17 protein-coding genes and 1 tRNA gene are annotated in these 19,274 nt (G+C 59.8%); 12 read left to right on the top strand and 6 right to left on the bottom strand.

Annotated features, from left to right (window positions below; all coding sequences use genetic code 11):
• The first annotated feature begins 239 nt into the window (after positions 1–239).
• The 12 genes from arcD (at position 240) to CAF65_RS00450 (ending at position 14,805) form a co-directional block, all read left to right on the top strand.
• A complete protein-coding gene (gene arcD, locus CAF65_RS00505; protein WP_085714517.1) occupies positions 240–1,667 on the top strand; it encodes an arginine-ornithine antiporter in 1,428 nt (475 codons plus the stop codon).
• Between the two features lie 51 nt (positions 1,668–1,718).
• A complete protein-coding gene (arcA, locus tag CAF65_RS00500; RefSeq protein ID WP_085714516.1) occupies positions 1,719–2,975 on the top strand; it encodes an arginine deiminase in 1,257 nt (418 codons plus the stop codon).
• A gap of 23 nt (positions 2,976–2,998) precedes the next feature.
• Complete coding sequence (locus CAF65_RS00495; protein ID WP_085714515.1) at positions 2,999–4,009, top strand: ornithine carbamoyltransferase; 1,011 nt, start codon at positions 2,999–3,001, stop codon at positions 4,007–4,009.
• 150 nt (positions 4,010–4,159) lie between these two features.
• Complete coding sequence (gene arcC / locus CAF65_RS00490; protein ID WP_008019234.1) at positions 4,160–5,089, top strand: carbamate kinase; 930 nt, start codon at positions 4,160–4,162, stop codon at positions 5,087–5,089.
• Positions 5,090–5,101: 12 nt separating this feature from the next.
• Positions 5,102–5,464: a DUF5064 family protein gene (locus CAF65_RS00485; protein WP_085714514.1), complete on the top strand. Its 363-nt coding sequence runs from the start codon at positions 5,102–5,104 to the stop codon at positions 5,462–5,464.
• Between the two features lie 198 nt (positions 5,465–5,662).
• Positions 5,663–7,171 (top strand): sigma-54-dependent transcriptional regulator, encoded by a 1,509-nt coding sequence (locus CAF65_RS00480; RefSeq protein WP_085714513.1) that lies wholly within the window; start codon positions 5,663–5,665, stop codon positions 7,169–7,171.
• A 428-nt stretch (positions 7,172–7,599) separates the two neighbouring features.
• Positions 7,600–7,983: a glycine cleavage system protein GcvH gene (gene gcvH / locus CAF65_RS00475; RefSeq protein ID WP_007982298.1), complete on the top strand. Its 384-nt coding sequence runs from the start codon at positions 7,600–7,602 to the stop codon at positions 7,981–7,983.
• Positions 7,984–7,994: 11 nt separating this feature from the next.
• Complete coding sequence (gene gcvP, locus CAF65_RS00470) at positions 7,995–10,862, top strand: aminomethyl-transferring glycine dehydrogenase (protein ID WP_085714512.1); 2,868 nt, start codon at positions 7,995–7,997, stop codon at positions 10,860–10,862.
• A 205-nt stretch (positions 10,863–11,067) separates the two neighbouring features.
• Entirely contained in the window at positions 11,068–12,444 is a 1,377-nt protein-coding gene (locus CAF65_RS00465) for an L-serine ammonia-lyase (protein ID WP_085714511.1), read from the top strand.
• 36 nt (positions 12,445–12,480) lie between these two features.
• Complete coding sequence (gene gcvT / locus CAF65_RS00460) at positions 12,481–13,605, top strand: glycine cleavage system aminomethyltransferase GcvT (RefSeq protein WP_085714510.1); 1,125 nt, start codon at positions 12,481–12,483, stop codon at positions 13,603–13,605.
• 403 nt (positions 13,606–14,008) lie between these two features.
• Positions 14,009–14,221, top strand: a complete 213-nt coding sequence (locus CAF65_RS00455) for a cold-shock protein (RefSeq protein ID WP_007977299.1) — start codon at positions 14,009–14,011, stop codon at positions 14,219–14,221.
• 95 nt (positions 14,222–14,316) lie between these two features.
• Entirely contained in the window at positions 14,317–14,805 is a 489-nt protein-coding gene (locus tag CAF65_RS00450) for an RDD family protein (protein ID WP_085714509.1), read from the top strand.
• 132 nt (positions 14,806–14,937) lie between these two features.
• Here CAF65_RS00450 and nadA read toward each other — a convergent pair whose 3' ends face one another.
• From nadA to pal, 6 genes are all read right to left on the bottom strand, one after another.
• Positions 14,938–15,996: a quinolinate synthase NadA gene (nadA, locus tag CAF65_RS00445; protein WP_008019227.1), complete on the bottom strand. Its 1,059-nt coding sequence runs from the start codon at positions 15,994–15,996 to the stop codon at positions 14,938–14,940.
• 270 nt (positions 15,997–16,266) lie between these two features.
• Positions 16,267–16,342 (bottom strand) — tRNA-Lys (locus tag CAF65_RS00440).
• Positions 16,343–16,405: 63 nt separating this feature from the next.
• The gene (queC, locus tag CAF65_RS00435; RefSeq protein WP_085714508.1) at positions 16,406–17,098 is read right to left on the bottom strand and encodes a 7-cyano-7-deazaguanine synthase QueC; all 693 of its coding nucleotides are present in this window, start codon (positions 17,096–17,098) and stop codon (positions 16,406–16,408) included.
• A 1-nt stretch (position 17,099) separates the two neighbouring features.
• A complete protein-coding gene (gene queE, locus CAF65_RS00430) occupies positions 17,100–17,747 on the bottom strand; it encodes a 7-carboxy-7-deazaguanine synthase QueE (protein ID WP_085714507.1) in 648 nt (215 codons plus the stop codon).
• Positions 17,748–17,913: 166 nt separating this feature from the next.
• Positions 17,914–18,753 (bottom strand): tol-pal system protein YbgF, encoded by an 840-nt coding sequence (gene ybgF / locus CAF65_RS00425; protein ID WP_085714506.1) that lies wholly within the window; start codon positions 18,751–18,753, stop codon positions 17,914–17,916.
• A gap of 6 nt (positions 18,754–18,759) precedes the next feature.
• Positions 18,760–19,257: a peptidoglycan-associated lipoprotein Pal gene (pal, locus tag CAF65_RS00420; protein WP_003178634.1), complete on the bottom strand. Its 498-nt coding sequence runs from the start codon at positions 19,255–19,257 to the stop codon at positions 18,760–18,762.
• Between the last annotated feature and the right edge of the window lie 17 nt (positions 19,258–19,274).

The raw sequence follows: 19,274 nt of genomic DNA, 5'->3' as shown, positions 1-19,274 counted from the left end.
GCATGAAGAAAATTTGCAGATTCTGAAAAACCAACTAGCGTCATAATTCGAAACAAATTACAAACAGGCTTTGATAACTAGGAAAAGGCTCTAGAACAGGCATTACAAGCAGGACCATTCAAGATGATGGCACTCCGCCAACAAACCGGGAACGCTTTCATTTAGTGATCTAAGTCAGCGGATGGAACAGTCAACGGAATTAATCTGTTGCCTCTCTTCTCCTGCATTGGAGTCATGCAATGTCTGAAGCACCCGGAAAACTGAAACTCGGCGCGCTGGTTGCGTTAGTCGTGGGTTCGATGATTGGTGGCGGTATATTTTCCTTGCCACAAAACATGGCCGCCAGTGCGGATGTCGGCGCCATTCTGATCGGATGGGCGATCACCGCCGTCGGCATGCTCACCCTGGCGTTCGTGTTCCAGACCCTGGCCAACCGCAAACCCGACCTGGACGGTGGGGTCTATGCCTACGCCAAGGCCGGTTTCGGAGACTACATGGGCTTCTCGTCCGCCTGGGGGTACTGGATCAGTGCCTGGCTGGGCAACGTGGGGTACTTCGTACTTTTGTTCAGCACCCTCGGCTACTTCTTTCCGCTATTTGGGGAGGGGAATACCCCCGCTGCCGTGATCGGTGCCTCGGTGCTGCTCTGGGCCGTACATTTCCTCGTGCTGCGAGGAATCAAGGAAGCAGCGTTCATCAACCTGGTGACCACCGTCGCCAAGATTGTGCCGCTGCTGTTGTTCATGTTGATTGCGTTGTTCGCCTTCAAGCTGGACATCTTCACCGCCGACATCTGGGGCCTGAAGAACCCGGACCTGGGCAGCGTGATGGACCAGGTGCGCAAAATGATGCTGGTCACCGTGTGGGTGTTCATCGGCATCGAAGGCGCGAGCATCTTTTCGGCCCGGGCGGAAAAACGCAGCGATGTGGGTAAAGCCACCGTGATCGGCTTCGTCACCGTGCTGCTGTTTTTAGTCCTGGTCAACGTGCTGTCGCTGGGGATCATGACCCAGCCGGAACTGGCCAAACTGCAAAACCCGTCAATGGCCGCCGTGCTGGAACACGTGGTCGGTCACTGGGGCGCGGTGCTGATCAGCGTCGGTTTGATCATCTCGTTGCTGGGGGCGTTACTGTCGTGGGTGCTGCTATGCGCGGAGATCATGTTCGCCGCCGCCAGGGACCACACCATGCCGGAGTTTTTGCGCAAGGAAAACGCCAACCATGTACCGGTCAACGCCCTGTGGCTGACCAACGCCATGGTGCAGATTTTCCTGATCATCACGCTGTTTTCCGCCAGCACCTACCTGTCGCTGATCTACCTCGCCACCTCGATGATTCTGGTGCCCTACCTGTGGTCAGCGGCCTATGCCCTGCTGTTGGCGGTGCGTGGCGAAAGCTACGAAGACACGGCGGGCGAGCGGCAGAAGGATCTCATCATCGGCGCGGTGGCCCTGATCTACGCGATCTGGCTGCTGTACGCCGGCGGCATCAAATACCTGCTGCTGTCCGCCCTGCTCTACGCCCCCGGCGTGGTCCTGTTCGCCAAGGCCAAGCTGGAAATCAACAAACCGGTTTTCACCAACGTCGAGAAGCTGATTTTCGCTGCGGTGGTCGTGGGCGCCGTGGTGGCGGCCTACGGACTCTACGACGGCTTCCTGACCCTTTAGCTTCTGCTTCTGGAAGCACAACCCTGTTTTGTCATCTGGAGGATCACTGTAATGACCAAGGAAAAAGTTAAGTACGGCGTCCATTCCGAAGCCGGCAAACTGCGCAAAGTCATGGTCTGCTCCCCGGGACTTGCCCATCAGCGGCTGACCCCGAACAACTGCGATGAACTGCTGTTCGATGATGTGCTGTGGGTGGCCCAGGCCAAGCGCGACCACTTCGACTTCGTCACCAAGATGCGCGAACGCAACATCGATGTGCTGGAAATGCACAACCTGCTGACCGACATCGTCGCCATTCCCGAAGCTCTGGACTGGATCCTGGAACGCAAGATCACCGCCAACTCTGTGGGCCTGGGCCTGATCAACGAAACCACCTCGTGGCTGCGTAGCCTGGAGCCGCGCAAGATCGCCGAGTTCCTGATCGGCGGCGTTTCCGGCGATGACTTGCCCACCAGTTTCGGCGGCAAGGCCATCGAGATGTTCCGCGACTTCCTCGGCAACTCCAGCTTCATCCTGCCGCCGTTGCCCAACACCCAGTTCACCCGCGATACCACCTGCTGGATCTACGGTGGCGTCACCCTCAACCCGATGTATTGGCCGGCGCGCCGCCAGGAAACCCTGCTGACCACCGCCATCTACAAATTCCACCCCGAGTTCACCAATGCCGACTTCCAGATCTGGTACGGCGACCCGGACAAGGATCATGGCAACTCCACCCTTGAGGGTGGTGACGTGATGCCGATCGGCAATGGCGTGGTGTTGATCGGCATGGGCGAGCGCTCGTCGCGGCAGGCCATTGCCCAACTGGCGGTGAACCTGTTCAAAAACAAGGCCGTCGAGAAAGTGATTGTCGCCGGCCTGCCGAAATCCCGCGCAGCGATGCACCTGGACACGGTATTCAGCTTCTGTGATCGCGACCTCGTCACGATCTTCCCGGAAGTGGTGAGCCAGATTGTCGCCTTCACCCTGCGTCCCGATGAAAGCAAAGCGGGCGGTATCGACATCCGCCGTGAAGACACCAACTTCCTCGACGCCGTGGCCCAGGCCCTCAACCTCAAGGCCCTGCGTGTGGTGGAAACCGGTGGCAACAGCTTCGCTGCCGAGCGCGAGCAATGGGACGACGGCAACAACGTGGTGGCCGTGGAGCCAGGCGTGGTCATCGGCTACGACCGCAATACCTACACCAATACCCTGCTGCGCAAGGCAGGCGTGGAAGTGATCACCATCAGCGCCGGCGAACTCGGCCGGGGACGGGGCGGCGGCCATTGCATGACCTGCCCGATCATCCGCGACCCGATTGACTACTAACCGTTCACCTTAGGAGATCCAAAATGGCGTTCAATATCCATAACCGCAATCTGCTGAGCCTGGAACACCACACCCCTCGCGAATTGCGCTACCTGCTCGACCTGTCCCGCGACCTCAAGCGTGCCAAGTACACCGGCACCGAACAGCAGCATCTCAAGGGCAACAACATCGCGCTGATCTTCGAAAAGACCTCGACCCGCACCCGCTGTGCGTTCGAAGTTGCCGCCTATGACCAGGGCGCCAATGTCACCTATATCGACCCGAACTCTTCGCAGATCGGTCACAAGGAAAGCATGAAGGACACCGCCCGGGTGCTCGGGCGCATGTACGACGCCATCGAATACCGTGGCTTCAAGCAGGAAATCGTCGAGGAGCTGGCAAAGTATGCCGGCGTACCGGTGTTCAACGGCCTCACCGACGAGTATCACCCGACGCAAATGATCGCCGACGTGCTGACCATGCGTGAGCACGCCGACAAGCCCGTCCACGAGATCAGCTACGCCTACCTCGGCGATGCGCGCAACAACATGGGCAACTCGCTGCTGCTGATCGGCGCCAAGCTCGGCATGGACGTGCGCATCTGCGCGCCAAAAGCCCTGTGGCCAGCAGACGACCTGGTGGCTCGCTGCAAACAATACGGGGAAGAAAGCGGCGCGCGCATCACCCTCACCGAAGACCCGAAAGCCGCCGTCAAGGGCGTGGACTTCATCCACACCGACGTCTGGGTGTCGATGGGCGAGCCGGTCGAAGCCTGGGCCGAACGCATCCAGCAACTGCTGCCGTACCAGGTCAACGCCGAACTGATGAAAGCCACTGGTAATCCGCGCACCAAGTTCATGCACTGCCTGCCGGCGTTCCACAACAGCGACACCAAGGTCGGCAAGCAGATTGCCGAGCAGTACCCGCACCTGAAGAACGGCATCGAAGTGACCGATGACGTATTCGAGTCGCCGGCCTGCATCGCCTTCGAGCAAGCGGAAAACCGCATGCACACCATCAAGGCGATTCTGGTGTCGACGCTGGCTGACTTGTAAGACCAACGCCGGTCACTGTGGGAGCGAGCCTGCTCGCGAATGCGGTCTGACATTCAGCATTGATGTTGACTGACACGACGCCTTCGCGAGCAGGCTCGCTCCCACAAAGGACCGGGTTGATTGTGACTTCTCTTTTAGAAGGACTGCACCATGCGTATCGTCGTTGCTCTGGGCGGTAATGCCCTGCTCCGCCGGGGCGAACCCATGACCGCTGACAACCAGCGCGCCAACATCCGGATCGCCACCGAACAGATCGCCAAGATTCATCCCGGCAACCAACTGGTCATCGCCCACGGCAATGGCCCCCAGGTCGGCCTGCTGTCTTTGCAAGCGGCGGCCTACACCTCCGTCACCCCTTACCCGCTGGACGTGCTCGGCGCCGAAACCGAAGGCATGATCGGCTACATCATCGAACAGGAACTGGGGAACCTGCTGGACTTTGAAGTCCCCTTCGCAACCTTGCTGACCCAGGTCGAAGTCGACGCCAATGATCCGGCCTTCAAAAATCCGACAAAACCCATCGGCCCGGTCTACAGCAAGGCCGATGCGGAAAGACTCGCCGCCGAAAAAGGCTGGGCCATTGCCCCGGACGGCGACAAATACCGCCGCGTGGTCGCCAGCCCGAAACCGAAACGCATTTTCGAAATCCGCCCGATCAAATGGCTGCTGGAAAAAAGCAGCATCGTGATCTGTGCCGGTGGCGGCGGCATTCCGACCATGTATACGTCCCCCGGCAAACTCGAAGGCGTCGAAGCGGTCATCGACAAGGACCTGTGCTCGGCGCTGCTGGCCGAACAGCTTGAAGCCGATCTGCTGGTGATCGCCACTGACGTCAACGCCGCGTTCATCGACTTTGGCAAACCCACGCAGAAAGCCATCGCCCAGGCGCATCCCGACGAAATGGAAAAACTTGGCTTCGCCGCCGGCTCCATGGGACCGAAGGTGCAGGCAGCCTGCGAATTCGCACGCCATACTGGAAAGGTCGCGGTGATTGGCTCACTCGCGGATATTGAAGCGATCGTCCAGGGCACGGCCGGCACGCGCATCAGCACGGCAACACCTGGCATTACCTACTTGTAAGGAGAGACGCCCATGGCACAGTTTGAGCCAGGTCACTTGCACATCGAGCGTCATGCGCTGACACCGGACGATGTCAGCTACAACGTGCACCTCGACTATGAAGTCAGCAAGAATGACAAAGGTGAAAAAGGCATCCAGTTCACCATGCATGGCAGCATTCAGGGCAAGGTCATGTCAGAGCCCTTCTTCCTGCCCAAGGAGGAGGCCTACAACTTCGCCAGCAACGTGACGAAAATCGCCGAGAAGTACGGTATTCCAAAGACCCATAGTCAGATCGGTTCGACACACAAACACTACGATCTGATGTTTGAGGACATACGCAAACAGCTGAATATGAAATCCGGCGACCCGATAGATCTCGAGAAATTCGAGTAACCCCCCTTGTGGGAGCGAGCCTGCTCGCGATAGCGGTGTGACATTCGACATACATTTCGACTGACACTCCCTCATCGCGAGCAGGCTCGTTCCCACATTGGATTGATGCAGTCCCCGAAGTCCCGTACAGGATTTCACCATTGGCCCGCCCCAAGGCATACTTGCCACCCTCCGCACTGCAGAACCCGAAACCGCCCCATGCGTATCCACGTCAGCTTCATCGACCGCGTCGGTATCACCCAGGAAGTCCTGGCCCTGCTCGGCGGGCGCAATCTGAACCTGGATGCGGTGGAAATGGTCCCGCCCAATGTTTACATCGACGCTCCGACCTTGAGCCCGCAAGTCCTCGAGGAACTGCGTGATGCCCTGTTCAGTGTGCGTGGCGTGCAAGCGGTGACGGTGGTCGACATCCTGCCCGGCCAGCGCCGGCACTTGCAGCTCGACGCACTGCTTGCCGCCATGACCGACCCGGTGCTGGCCCTGGACAGCGACGGCAAGGTGCTGCTGGCCAACCCGGCCTTGATCGCCCTGTACGGCCGCGAACCCGACGGCGAAAGCGTGGCCGAGCTGTTTGCCGACCCGGCCTTGCTCGACGCCCTGCTCGAACACGGCTTTCGCCTGCCGCTGCGGGAAATCACCGTCAATGGCCAGACCTTGTTGCTCGACGCCACACCGATCACCGATGCCGGCGCCCTGCTGACCCTGTACCAACCGAACCGCATCGGCGAACGCCTGTCCGCGCTGCACCATGACCATGCCGAAGGTTTCGATGCACTGCTCGGCGAGTCCCCGGTGATCCGCACCCTCAAGGCACGCGCCCAGCGGGTGGCAGCCCTCGATGCACCGCTGTTGATCCAGGGCGAAACCGGCACCGGCAAGGAACTGGTGGCCCGTGCCTGCCACGCCATCAGCGCCCGGCACAGCGCACCGTTTCTGGCGTTGAACTGCGCGGCATTACCAGAGAACCTCGCCGAAAGTGAACTGTTCGGCTACGCCCCCGGCGCTTTCACCGGCGCGCAACGAGGTGGCAAGCCAGGGCTGATGGAACTGGCCAACCAGGGCACGGTGTTTCTCGATGAGATCGGCGAGATGTCGCCGTATCTGCAGGCCAAATTGCTGCGCTTTCTCAACGACGGCAGTTTTCGCCGGGTCGGCGGCGACCGTGAGGTCAAGGTCAACGTGCGGATTCTCAGCGCAACCCACCGCGACCTGGAAAAAATGGTCAGCGAAGGCCTGTTCCGCGAAGACCTGTTCTATCGCCTCAACGTCCTCAACGTTGAAGTGCCGCCGTTGCGCGAGCGCGGCCAGGATATTCTGCTGCTGGCCCGCTACTTCATGCAGCAGGCCTGCGCGCAGATCCAGCGCCCGGTCTGTCGCCTGGCGCCGGGCACTTACCCGGCGCTGCTGGGCAACCGCTGGCCGGGTAACGTGCGGCAATTGCAGAACGTGATCTTCCGCGCCGCGGCGATTTGCGAAAGCAGCCTGGTGGACATTGGCGACCTCGACATCGCCGGCACCTCGGTGGCCCGTCAGAGTGACCATGACGTCGACAGCCTGGAGCAGGCCATGGACGAATTCGAGAAAACCCTGCTGGAAAAACTCTACGTCAGCTATCCCTCGACCCGGCAACTTGCGACCCGCCTGCAAACCTCCCACACCGCGATTGCCCATCGGTTGCGCAAATACGGGATTCCGAGCAAGGCCTGAGGCCTAACCCCGAACAACTGTGGGAGCGAGCCTGCTCGCGAATACGGTGGGTCAGTCACATCAATATTGCCTGACACTACGCCTTCGCGAGCAGGCTCGCTCCCACAGGGTTAGCAGCCAATCTGAAACCGCGCCAAAAGCGACCTCCATCTGTACTGAAAGCGCTACAGCGGAACGATATCGCTACACCCCTCTCTGATCACGGCTGTGCAAGGCTTTGATCCACCTCGGCTTTTGTCCTTGTCATTCGCCGTATCGATTTCGCTACAGCGATTGAATTCCAGTGTTTGTCCAAACCACCTAAATCATTGATTAACAACAATAAAACAACGTTGGCCGCGTTCTTGCTATGTAGTCCTCCATAACCAGGGCATCGCCCGAACATTCAATCGCGTCCACCAGACGAGTCTGGCCCCTTAGGAGTTTCCATGAGCGAGTTGCGTTTTACTGAAGATCACGAATGGCTGCGCACCGAAGCTGACGGCAGCGTCACTGTCGGCATCACCGCTTTCGCACAGAACGCCCTGGGCGACGTGGTTTTCGTTCAACTGCCTGAGCTGCAGTCCTACGACAAAGGCGCCGAAGCCGCCACCGTGGAATCGGTAAAGGCCGCCAGTGGTGTGTACATGCCGTTGGACGGCGAAGTACTGGAAGTGAACCCGGCGCTGGACAGCAGCCCGGAACTGGTCAACGAAGATCCGCTGGGTGAAGGCTGGTTCTTCCGTTTCAAACCAAGCGACGCCACCGCTGTCGGCCAACTGTTGGATCAGGACGCCTACGACCGCCTGATCAAAGCCCAAGCCGAAGCCTGAGGAGCACCAACATGACCCAGTTCAATCCTGCCGTTGTAAACATAAGCACCGCCAACGAATTCATCGCCCGTCACATCGGCCCGCGTGCCGGTGACGAGCAAGCGATGCTCAACAGCCTCGGTTTCGACTCCCTGGAAGCCCTGAGCGCCAGCGTGATTCCCGACAGCATCAAGGGCACTAGCGTCCTAGGCCTGGAAGACGGTCTGAGCGAGGCCGATGCCCTGGCCTTGATCAAGTCCATCGCAACTAAAAACCAGCTGTTCAAGACCTACATCGGCCAGGGCTACTACGGCACCCACACGCCGTCGCCGATCCTGCGCAACCTGCTGGAAAACCCGGCCTGGTACACCGCCTACACCCCGTACCAGCCAGAAATCTCCCAGGGCCGTCTCGAAGCGCTGCTGAACTTCCAGACCCTGATCAGCGACCTCACCGGTCTGCCGATCGCCAACGCCTCCTTGCTCGACGAAGCCACCGCCGCTGCCGAAGCCATGACCTTCTGCAAACGCCTGAGCAAGAACAAAAGCAGCCACGCTTTCTTCGCCTCCGTGCATTGCCACCCGCAGACCCTCGACGTATTGCGCACCCGTGCCGAGCCTCTGGGCATCGACGTGGTGGTGGGTGACGAGCGTGAACTGAGCGACGTGACGCCGTTCTTCGGCGCCCTGCTGCAATACCCGGCAAGCAACGGTGACGTGTTCGATTACCGCGAGCTGACCGAACGCTTCCACGCTGCCAACGCCCTCGTCGCCGTGGCTGCCGACCTGCTGGCCCTGACCGTGCTGACCGCGCCGGGCGAATTCGGCGCCGACGTGGCCATCGGCAGCGCACAACGCTTCGGCGTGCCGCTGGGCTTCGGTGGCCCGCACGCGGCGTACTTCTCCACCAAGGACGCATTCAAGCGTGACATGCCGGGCCGCCTGGTCGGTGTTTCGGTAGACCGTTTCGGTAACCCGGCCCTGCGCCTGGCCATGCAGACCCGCGAGCAACACATCCGTCGCGAGAAAGCCACCAGCAACATCTGCACCGCGCAAGTACTGCTGGCCAACATCGCCAGCATGTATGCCGTGTACCACGGTCCAAAAGGCCTGACGCAGATCGCCAATCGCGTGCATCACCTGACTGCAATCCTGGCCAAAGGCTTGAGCGCGCTGGGTCTGAACGTCGAGCAAACGAGCTTCTTCGACACCTTGACCGTGAACACCGGCGCTCAAACCGCCGCCCTGCACGACAAGGCGCACGCCCAGCGCATCAACCTGCGCGTGGTCGATGGCGAGCGCCTGGGCCTGTCCCTGGACGAAACCACCACTCAGGCCGACGTTGAAACCCTGTGGAGCCTGCTGTCCGACGGCAAGGCCCTGCCGGACTTCGCCGCCCTCGCCGCCTCGGTACAGAGCACCATCCCGGCTGCGCTGGTGCGTCAGTCGCCGATCCTCAGCCACCCGGTGTTCAATCGCTATCACTCGGAAACCGAGCTGATGCGTTACCTGCGCAAACTGGCGGACAAGGACCTGGCGCTGGACCGCACCATGATCCCGCTGGGTTCGTGCACCATGAAACTCAACGCCGCCAGCGAAATGATCCCGGTGACCTGGGCCGAGTTCGGTGCCCTGCACCCGTTCGCCCCGGCCGTGCAAAGCGCCGGCTATCAGCAATTGACCGACGAACTGGAAGCGATGCTTTGCGCTGCGACCGGCTATGACTCGGTGTCCTTGCAACCAAACGCCGGTTCCCAGGGCGAATACGCAGGTCTCTTGGCCATTCGCGCCTACCACCAGAGCCGTGGCGAAGACCGTCGCGACATCTGCCTGATCCCGTCGTCGGCCCACGGCACCAACCCGGCCACCGCACAAATGGCCGGCATGCGTGTCGTCGTCACCGCATGCGATGCCCGTGGCAACGTCGACATCGAAGACCTGCGCGCCAAGGCCATCGAGCACCGCGAACACCTCGCTGCGCTGATGATCACCTACCCGTCGACCCACGGCGTGTTCGAAGAAGGCATCCGCGAAATCTGCGGCATCATTCATGACAACGGCGGCCAGGTGTACATCGACGGCGCCAACATGAACGCCATGGTCGGCCTCTGCGCGCCGGGCAAGTTCGGCGGCGACGTTTCGCACCTGAACCTGCACAAGACCTTCTGCATTCCGCACGGCGGTGGCGGCCCGGGTGTCGGCCCGATCGGCGTGAAATCGCACCTGGCGCCATTCCTGCCGGGCCACGCACAGATGGAGCGCAAGGAAGGCGCCGTTTGCGCGGCACCGTTCGGCAGCGCAAGCATTCTGCCGATCACCTGGATGTACATTCGCATGATGGGTGGCGCAGGCCTCAAGCGTGCATCGCAGTTGGCGATCCTTAATGCCAACTACATCTCCCGTCGCCTCGAAGAGCACTACCCAGTGCTGTACACCGGCAGCAACGGCCTGGTGGCGCACGAGTGCATCCTCGACCTGCGCCCGCTGAAAGACAGCAGCGGCATCAGCGTCGATGACGTCGCCAAGCGCCTGATCGACTTCGGCTTCCACGCGCCGACCATGTCGTTCCCGGTAGCCGGCACGCTGATGATCGAGCCGACCGAAAGCGAATCCAAGGAAGAACTGGACCGCTTCTGCGACGCCATGATCCGCATCCGCGAAGAAATCCGCGCAGTGGAAAACGGCACCCTGGACAAGGACGACAACCCGCTGAAAAACGCTCCGCACACCGCGAAGGAACTGGTTGGCGAGTGGTCGCACCCGTATAGCCGTGAACAAGCGGTTTACCCGGTTGCGTCGCTGATCGAAGGCAAGTACTGGCCACCGGTCGGTCGCGTCGACAACGTGTTTGGCGACCGCAACCTGGTCTGCGCCTGCCCGTCGATCGAAAGCTACGCTTAAACCAATGAGGGGGCGGATTCATCCGCCCCCCAATCTCAAGAATTCCACAGCCCCCTGCGGGAGCGAGCCTGCTCGCGATGACGGACCGACAGCCACCTTGTGTGTCGACTGAACGACCGCTATCGCGAGCAGGCTCGCTCCCACAGTGGACTGCACCAAGCCACGGATTCCGCGAAATCCAATAACAAGAAACCGGAGAACCACCATGTCGTTAAGCGTGTTCGACCTGTTCAAGATTGGCATCGGCCCCTCCAGCTCCCACACCGTCGGCCCGATGCGCGCCGCTGCGCGTTTCGTCGAAGGTTTGCGTCGTGAAGGGCTGCTGACGGCCACCACCTGCGTCAAAGTCGAGCTCTACGGCTCGCTCGGCGCCACTGGCAAGGGCCACGGCAGCGACAAGGCTGTATTGCTCGGCCTGGAAGGCGAGCATCCGGACACCGTGGACACTGAAACCGTCGCCGCCCGTCTGCAAGACATTCGCGGTAGCGGTCGCTTGAACCTGCTCGGCGAACACAGCATTGCGTTCAACGAGAAAGAACACCTGGCGATGATTCGCAAACCCTTGGCCTATCACCCCAACGGCATGATTTTTCGCGCCTTCGACGCGGCGGGCCTGCAGATCCGCAGCCGCGAGTACTACTCGGTCGGCGGCGGTTTTGTGGTTGACGAGGACGCCGCCGGCGCCGACCGCATCGTCGAAGACGCCACCCCCCTGACCTTTCCTTTCAAGAATGCCAAGGAACTGCTCGGTCATTGCGCCACCTACGGGCTGTCCATCAGCCAGGTGATGCTGACCAATGAAAGTGCCTGGCGCCCGGAAGCGGAAACCCGCGCCGGCTTGCTGAAAATCTGGCAAGTGATGCAGGACTGCGTGGCCGCCGGTTGCCGCAATGAAGGCATCCTGCCCGGCGGGCTGAAGGTCAAGCGCCGGGCCGCCGCACTGCATCGGCAATTGTGCAAGAACCCGGAATCGTCATTGCGCGACCCGCTGTCGGTGCTCGACTGGGTCAATCTCTACGCGCTGGCGGTCAATGAGGAGAACGCCAACGGCGGGCGCGTCGTAACAGCGCCCACCAATGGTGCGGCGGGGATCATTCCGGCCGTGTTGCACTACTACATGCGCTTTATCCCCGGGGCGAATGACGACGGCGTGGTGCGCTTTCTGCTCACTGCCGCAGCCATCGGCATTCTGTACAAGGAAAACGCCTCGATTTCCGGCGCCGAGGTCGGCTGCCAGGGTGAAGTCGGCGTTGCCTGCTCGATGGCCGCCGGTGCCTTGTGCGAAGTGCTGGGTGGCAGCGTGCAACAAGTGGAGAACGCTGCGGAAATCGGCATGGAACACAACCTCGGGCTGACCTGCGACCCGATTGGCGGGCTGGTGCAAGTGCCTTGCATCGAGCGCAATGCCATGGGCTCGGTCAAGGCCATCAATGCCGTGCGCATGGCCATGCGCGGCGACGGGCAGCACTTCGTCTCCCTCGACAAGGTCATCCGTACCATGCGCCAGACCGGCGCCGACATGAAAAGCAAATACAAGGAAACCGCCCGTGGCGGTTTGGCGGTCAACATTATCGAGTGCTGATGTGCACTCATCTGCACCCTTCTTCAGGAGCTGAATATGTCCACCGAACAACTGTTGAAAACCCCGCTGCACGCACTGCACATCGAACTCGGCGCGCGTATGGTGCCGTTCGCCGGCTACGACATGCCCGTGCAATACCCGCTGGGCGTGATGAAAGAACACCAGCACACCCGCGACCAGGCCGGGCTGTTCGATGTCTCGCACATGGGCCAGATCCGCCTGACCGGCGCCAATGCCGCCAAGGCCCTGGAAACCCTGGTGCCAGTGGACATCATCGACCTGCCGGTAGGCATGCAACGTTACGCGATGTTCACCAACGTGACTGGCGGCATTCTCGATGACCTGATGGTCGCCAACCTGGGCAACGACGAACTGTTCCTGGTGGTCAACGCCGCCTGCAAGGATCAGGACCTGGCACATCTGCGCAAGCACATTGGCGACCAGTGCACGATCGAGCCGCTGTTCGAAGAGCGCGCCCTGCTCGCCCTGCAAGGCCCGGCGGCAGTTACCGTACTGGCACGTCTGGCCCCGGAAGTGGCAAAAATGACTTTCATGCAGTTTGCCCGCGTGGAGCTGCTGGGTGTTGACTGCTTTGTCAGCCGCTCGGGTTACACCGGTGAAGACGGTTTCGAAATTTCCGTACCCGCCGCCAACGCAGAAGCGCTGGCTCGTGCGCTGCTGGCTGAAGCGGAAGTGGCTGCCATCGGCCTTGGCGCCCGCGACTCCCTGCGCCTGGAAGCGGGTTTGTGCCTGTACGGCCATGACATGAACACCGACACCACCCCGATCGAAGCAAGCCTGCTGTGGGCCATCTCCAAGCCACGTCGTGCCGACGGCGCTCGTGCCGGCGGCTTCCCGGGCGCCGAAACCGTATTCGCCCAGCAACAGGCAGGTGTCAGCCGCAAGCGCGTCGGCCTGTTACCGCAAGAGCGCACGCCGGTGCGCGAAGGTGCCGAGATCGTCAACGAAGCCGGCGACATCATCGGTAGCGTCTGCAGCGGCGGCTTCGGGCCGACCCTGGGCGGGCCGCTGGCCATGGGTTATGTCGACAGCGCTTATATCGCGCTGGACACCCCCGTCTGGGCGATCGTTCGTGGGAAAAAGGTGCCTTTGCTTGTAAGCAAAATGCCATTCGTTCCACAACGCTACTATCGCGGCTGATTGAATGTTCCTATAAGTAACGCGGTTGCGTTAACTGCGCACTAATGTGTAACGCAACCGCCATAAAATAGTGCATTGTTTGGCTCTAAGCTTCGATTATGAACTTTGCTTATAACGATCGAAAGTATCTGAACAACGCTAACGTATAAGGCCCCACCAGTAGACTGACTTTGCCATCAACCTGAGGAAATACGGGGCCTTCACAGGGCTTGTTTTTTCTCCCGTAGTTGGCGTAGAGTTTGTTCACTGTGTTTGCATGGGTCGCTTGGAATCGTGACCTGGGCAGTAGCCTACAAGTTAGCTACATCCCGTTCGACGTCTTCTTACTCTCCTGCAACCAGCCCCAGTACTCCTTCATGAGAAAGAGACTGTCATTAATTTTTTGCGTCAAAGGAAATAAGAAATGTCCCAACGTCAGAGCGGTACCGTCAAGTGGTTTAACGACGAGAAAGGTTTTGGTTTTATCACTCCTGAAAGCGGTCCGGATCTGTTCGTGCATTTCCGTGCCATCCAGGGCAACGGCTTCAAGAGCCTGAAAGAAGGCCAGAAAGTGACTTTCATCGCCGTGCAGGGCCAGAAAGGCATGCAGGCTGACGAAGTACAAGCAGAAGCCTAATCTTCTGTAACGAAAAAGCCCCTGATGCTGACATCAGGGGCTTTTTTGTGCGCGCAAATCCGTAAAATGGCTTCTTTTTTCGCCGAGAGCCTGTCATGTCGAAACACCTGCTCACCCCCCAGGGCGACTTTCCTGCCGCTGGTCTGGGTCGTCGTCTGGCAGCCATGTTCTATGATTTCCTGCTGTGCACCGCCCTGCTGATCGTCACCAGCGGCATCTACAAGATGATCCAGATGGCGATCATCGGCGAAGAAAGGATGCGTATCCTGACCGAAGCGGGTGCGCTGGACGGGGATCCCCTGCTCTCCACAGTCCTGCTGTTCGTACTGTTCGGCTTTTTCGCCAAATTCTGGACCTGGTCCGGTCAGACCCTGGGCATGCAGGTCTGGTGTATCCGGGTTCAGAATGCCGATGGCTCGTCGATCAGCCTGTGGCAGGCGCTGCTGCGCTTTGTCGTGTCCATCGCTTCGCTGCTGTGTGTTGGCCTTGGTTTTTTCTGGTCGCTGTTCGACAAACAGCAACGCAGCTGGCATGACATCTATTCCAACACCCAGCTTGTTCGCATCCCAAAGAAGACCAAGTAATCCCAGAACACACAAACCAATGTGGGAGCGAGCCCGCTCGCGAAGCGGTGTATCAGTAACGTTTATGTTGGCTGACACTCCCTCTTCGCGAGCAGGCTCGCTCCCACAGGTTTTTTTGCGATCTGACGGTTATTAAGCGTTACCGGCCAGCTTCATCCGCGCTGCGGCGGTGAAATCGAGCATGCGCTTGAGCGGACGAATCGCCTGCGGGATCAGGGCCGGATCGACAAAGATCTCGTTCGCCCCTTCTTTCAACGCCTTCAGCGTCCGCTCAAGGGTGTTCATGGCCATCCACGGGCAATGCGCGCAACTGCGGCATGCCGCGCCGTTACCCGCCGTCGGGGCTTCGATAAAGACCTTGTCCGGACACAGTTGCTGCATCTTGTAGAAGATGCCGCGGTCGGTCGCAACGATCAGCGTCTTGTTTGGCAGGCTCTGTGCCGCCGCAATCAACTGACTGGTGGAGCCTACGGCATCGGCCAACTCGATCACCGATGTCGGCGACTCAGGGTGCACCAGAATCGCCGCATCCGGGTACAGTGCCTTCATGTCTTCAAGCTGCTTGGACTTGAACTCTTCGTGAACGATGCAGGCACCGTCCCACAGCAGCATGTCGGCACCGGTCTGGCGCTGGATGTAGGTACCCAGGTGCTTGTCCGGGCCCCAGATGATGGTCTCGCCGTTGTCCATCAGGCTTTCGACGATTTCCAGCGCACAGCTTGACGTCACAACCCAATCCGCTCGGGCTTTTACCGCAGCGGAAGTGTTGGCGTATACCACAACCGTGCGCTCCGGGTGTTGATCGCAGAACGCGGAAAACTCGTCCACCGGGCACCCCAGGTCGAGCGAGCAGGTCGCTTCGAGCGTCGGCATCAGTACGCGCTTTTCCGGGTTGAGGATCTTGGCGGTCTCGCCCATGAACTTCACGCCGGCGACGACCACGGTCCTGGCTGGATGGGCGTTGCCGAAGCGGGCCATCTCCAGCGAGTCGGAAACGCAGCCGCCCGTCTCTTCGGCCAGCGCCTGAATGACAGGGTCACAATAGAAGTGGGCCACCAGCACCGCGTCCTGAGCCTTGAGCTCGGCAGCGATGGCAGCACGGTAATAAGCCTCTTCATCGGCGGTCAGCGGCTTGGGCTGTTTGGCGTCGAGGTGGGCTTGAACCAGAAGGCGTTCGGAAATTTGCGTCATGTTCGCAAGACCTGCAGGCGCATTCGCGCGAAAGTCGAGTATACACCCGGCTCCGGACCCTTCGGGGTACCGCCGGGAAAGTGGGTATTCATCAGGCACGGACAGCGTTGAAGCTGCGCAAGGCTACAGAATATCCGACGGATGCAAAAGATGATTCTGATCTGCGTCATGCGCAGCAGGCTGGAGCGAGGCGGACTTGAATCGCGGGCAAAAAAAAATCCGGAAATCCTCACTTGCGTGGGCCTTCCAGACTTTTAAAACAGCTAAAAATGGTGGGTCGTGTGGGATTCGAACCTACGACCAATTGGTTAAAAGCCAACTGCTCTACCAACTGAGCTAACGACCCGCTGTGTGGTGGCGCGTATAATACTGATTTTTAAGGACTATTCAACACCTATTTTGAAATAAATCAAAAATAAGGTGTTGGATCGCTGATTCCTGCCGCCGCGAAGCCTTCTGCACGCAGTCGGCAACTGTCACATTTTCCACACGCACGGCCATCATCGTCTGCCTGATAGCAGGAAACGGTCAGCCCGTAGTTCACGCCAAGCTTCACGCCCGCCTGGACGATCTGCGCCTTGCTGAGGTTTTGCAGCGGAGCCTGGATCCGGAAGCCATTGCCTTCCACGCCGGCTTTGGTTGCCAGGTTGGCCATGCGCTCGAACGACTCGATGAACTCGGGACGGCAGTCCGGGTAACCGGAGTAATCCACCGCATTGACGCCGATGAAGATGTCGCGCGCACCGAGCACTTCAGCCCAGCCCAAGGCCAGGGACAGGAACACCGTGTTACGCGCAGGCACATAAGTCACCGGAATACCCTCACCCGACTCTTCCGGAATATCGATGCTGCTGTCGGTCAGCGCCGAGCCGCCCATGCCGTTCAGGTTCAGACCGATCACCTTGTGCTCGACCACACCCAGGTCTCGGGCTACGCGTTCGGCGGCGTGCAATTCGGCGTGGGACCGCTGACCGTAGTCGAAGCTCATGGTGTAGCAGCTATAGCCTTCGGCTCGCGCCATGGCCACGACGGTCGCCGAGTCCAGGCCACCGGACAGCAGGATGACTGCGCGTTTTTCAGGAGTGTTCAGTTGTTCAGTCATTTCAGCGCCCCGGCTCGTCATTCCATAGATATTTATGCAGCTGCAATTGCAAACGCACTGGCAGGTTGTCCGCCACCACCCAATCCGCCAGCTCCCGAGCATTGAGATCATGGTGACTTGGCGAGAACAGGACTTCACCGGCACGCTTGTCCAGACCGTACTGGATCAGCTTGGAAACGGACCAGTCATAGTCTTCCCGCGAGCAGATGACAAACTTCACCTGATCGTTGGGCGTGAGCAGCTCAATGTTTTCGTAGCGATTGCGGTGCGCTTCCTTCGAACCCGGGGTTTTCAGGTCGACAACGCGACTGACTCGGGAATCTACCGCCGAGATATCAATGGAGCCACTGGTTTCCAGCGACACTTCGTAACCGGCGTCACACAGGCGCTTGAGCAAGGGAATGGCGTTGGGCTGCGCCAGGGGCTCGCCGCCCGTGACACAGACATATCGCGGACGGAAACCGGCGACCTGCTCGAGGATGTCGTCGAGCGTGCGAATGGTTCCGCCTGTGAACGCGTAGGCGCTGTCGCAGTATTGGCAACGCAACGGGCAACCGGTCAGGCGCACAAAAACAGTGGGCAGGCCGGCAGTCCGAGTTTCACCCTGCAACGAGTAGAAAACTTCGGTGATTCTCAATGTGTCTTGCATAGTCGCCACGGGCGTAACAGCTAAACAGGCTGTCCGCCTCCGTCAGGCACTTCAAGGAACCCCGGCAATGCGCAGATCCCAAAAAGCGTGTTTCAGAAAAAGGGGATGAATTCTAACGAAAAAACCCGCGACAAGCGCGGGTTTCTTCAAAACGGGTCAAGCAGCCTTACATTTTCTGTAGATCGCGCTGGGCCAACTGGGCGGCGGACGTGCCCGGGTATTGGGACACCACCTGCTGCAGAATGCCCTTGACCCGGTCGGTATGACCCAGGCGGCGCTCTACATCAGCGAGTTTGTACAGCGAGTCTGGCACTTTGGCGTGCTTCGGATACAGCTGCGAAACCTTGGCAAACGCCTGACCTGCACCTTGCAGATCGCCTTTGGCCAGGTTCACTTCGCCCAACCAGTATTGGGCGTTGCCCGCGTACTGACTGTTCGGGTATTTGCGCAGGAACGCCGAGAACGCCTGGCTGGCCTTGTCGAAGTCCTTGGCCTTGATCAGGTCGAAGGCAGCATCGTAATAGAGCTTTTCCTTCGCCGGATCTGCCGGCTCGCTACCTGCTGCAGGTGCTTGAGCGGCGGCTGCGCCAGCGGCCGCACCTGCGGCTGCACCGGGGGTGTTCACTTCACCACCGGCGGAAGAATTTTCAGGAGTTGCGGCTGGTGCAACGCCGGTTCCTATGCGCCGATCAAGATCCTGATATCGCTCCAGGTTTTCCTGCTTCATGCGCGCTACATCGTTTTGCAGAACCTCAATCGCACCTTGCTGGCGCTCGATCTGTTGCTGCATTGATTGCAGTTGGTTGAACAGCTCGCCCTGTGCCGAGACAGGGGTCGAAACCCCTCCCCCGGCATAGGCGCCGTTCGTACCGTAACCTGCAGGCGGATAAGTGCTCCCGCTATTGTTATAGCCGGAGTTGTCCTCGACCACAGGAACCGCAGCCCACACCGCAAGCGGCGCGAGGCTGAGAGCCAGAACAGTTACAGCACGACGGCACGTTCGCATGACGAATTACTTACGCAGTTCGACGCGACGGTTTTGAGCCCAGGACTGCTCGTCGTTGCCGGTAGCAACTGGACGCTCTTCGCCGTAGGAAACCAGTTCCAGCTGAGCTGGGGAAACACCTTGCAGTACCAGGTAGCGCTGAACGGCTTTCGCACGACGCTCGCCCAGTGCCATGTTGTACTCACGAGTACCACGTTCGTCGGTGTTGCCTTCCAGAACAACGCGAGCGCCGTTTGCTTTCAGGTCTTTGGCGTGAACGTCCAGAGCGCGCATGGCTTCTGGCTTCAGGTCCGAGCTGTCGTATTCGAAGTAGAAAGTGGTGATTGCGCGCAGAGCAGCTTCTTCGCTCAGGGAGCCGTCAACTGCACCAGTGTTTGCGCCGTAACCAGCGTTTGGATCTACCGCGCCTTCACCGGCATTGTCGCCGCCTTTGGACGAGCAACCTACAGCTACAGCCATGGCCAGTGCCAGCGCAGCAAATTTACCAAACTTCAGCATTTCCATCGTGAAACTCCTAATGA

This window comes from Pseudomonas sp. B28(2017) (assembly GCF_002113025.1).
In the GTDB taxonomy this organism is placed as follows: domain Bacteria; phylum Pseudomonadota; class Gammaproteobacteria; order Pseudomonadales; family Pseudomonadaceae; genus Aquipseudomonas.
The sequence above is the reverse complement of the archived record's forward strand: the minus strand, read 5'-3'. Positions and strand labels throughout refer to the sequence as shown.

What these genes read in the sequence shown, in the direction of transcription:
- arcA (WP_085714516.1), top strand. Translation starts at nt 1,719, where the DNA reads ATGACCAAGGAAAAAGTTAAGTACGGCGTCCATTCCGAAGCCGGCAAA.
- CAF65_RS00480 (WP_085714513.1), top strand. Translation starts at nt 5,663, where the DNA reads ATGCGTATCCACGTCAGCTTCATCGACCGCGTCGGTATCACCCAGGAA.
- queC (WP_085714508.1), bottom strand. Translation starts at nt 17,098, where the DNA reads ATGACTGAACAACTGAACACTCCTGAAAAACGCGCAGTCATCCTGCTG.
- pal (WP_003178634.1), bottom strand. Translation starts at nt 19,257, where the DNA reads ATGGAAATGCTGAAGTTTGGTAAATTTGCTGCGCTGGCACTGGCCATG.
- ybgF (WP_085714506.1), bottom strand. Translation starts at nt 18,753, where the DNA reads ATGCGAACGTGCCGTCGTGCTGTAACTGTTCTGGCTCTCAGCCTCGCG.
- gcvP (WP_085714512.1), top strand. Translation starts at nt 7,995, where the DNA reads ATGACCCAGTTCAATCCTGCCGTTGTAAACATAAGCACCGCCAACGAA.
- arcC (WP_008019234.1), top strand. Translation starts at nt 4,160, where the DNA reads ATGCGTATCGTCGTTGCTCTGGGCGGTAATGCCCTGCTCCGCCGGGGC.
- arcD (WP_085714517.1), top strand. Translation starts at nt 240, where the DNA reads ATGTCTGAAGCACCCGGAAAACTGAAACTCGGCGCGCTGGTTGCGTTA.
- queE (WP_085714507.1), bottom strand. Translation starts at nt 17,747, where the DNA reads ATGCAAGACACATTGAGAATCACCGAAGTTTTCTACTCGTTGCAGGGT.
- CAF65_RS00455 (WP_007977299.1), top strand. Translation starts at nt 14,009, where the DNA reads ATGTCCCAACGTCAGAGCGGTACCGTCAAGTGGTTTAACGACGAGAAA.
- CAF65_RS00465 (WP_085714511.1), top strand. Translation starts at nt 11,068, where the DNA reads ATGTCGTTAAGCGTGTTCGACCTGTTCAAGATTGGCATCGGCCCCTCC.
- CAF65_RS00495 (WP_085714515.1), top strand. Translation starts at nt 2,999, where the DNA reads ATGGCGTTCAATATCCATAACCGCAATCTGCTGAGCCTGGAACACCAC.
- gcvH (WP_007982298.1), top strand. Translation starts at nt 7,600, where the DNA reads ATGAGCGAGTTGCGTTTTACTGAAGATCACGAATGGCTGCGCACCGAA.
- gcvT (WP_085714510.1), top strand. Translation starts at nt 12,481, where the DNA reads ATGTCCACCGAACAACTGTTGAAAACCCCGCTGCACGCACTGCACATC.
- nadA (WP_008019227.1), bottom strand. Translation starts at nt 15,996, where the DNA reads ATGACGCAAATTTCCGAACGCCTTCTGGTTCAAGCCCACCTCGACGCC.
- CAF65_RS00450 (WP_085714509.1), top strand. Translation starts at nt 14,317, where the DNA reads ATGTCGAAACACCTGCTCACCCCCCAGGGCGACTTTCCTGCCGCTGGT.
- CAF65_RS00485 (WP_085714514.1), top strand. Translation starts at nt 5,102, where the DNA reads ATGGCACAGTTTGAGCCAGGTCACTTGCACATCGAGCGTCATGCGCTG.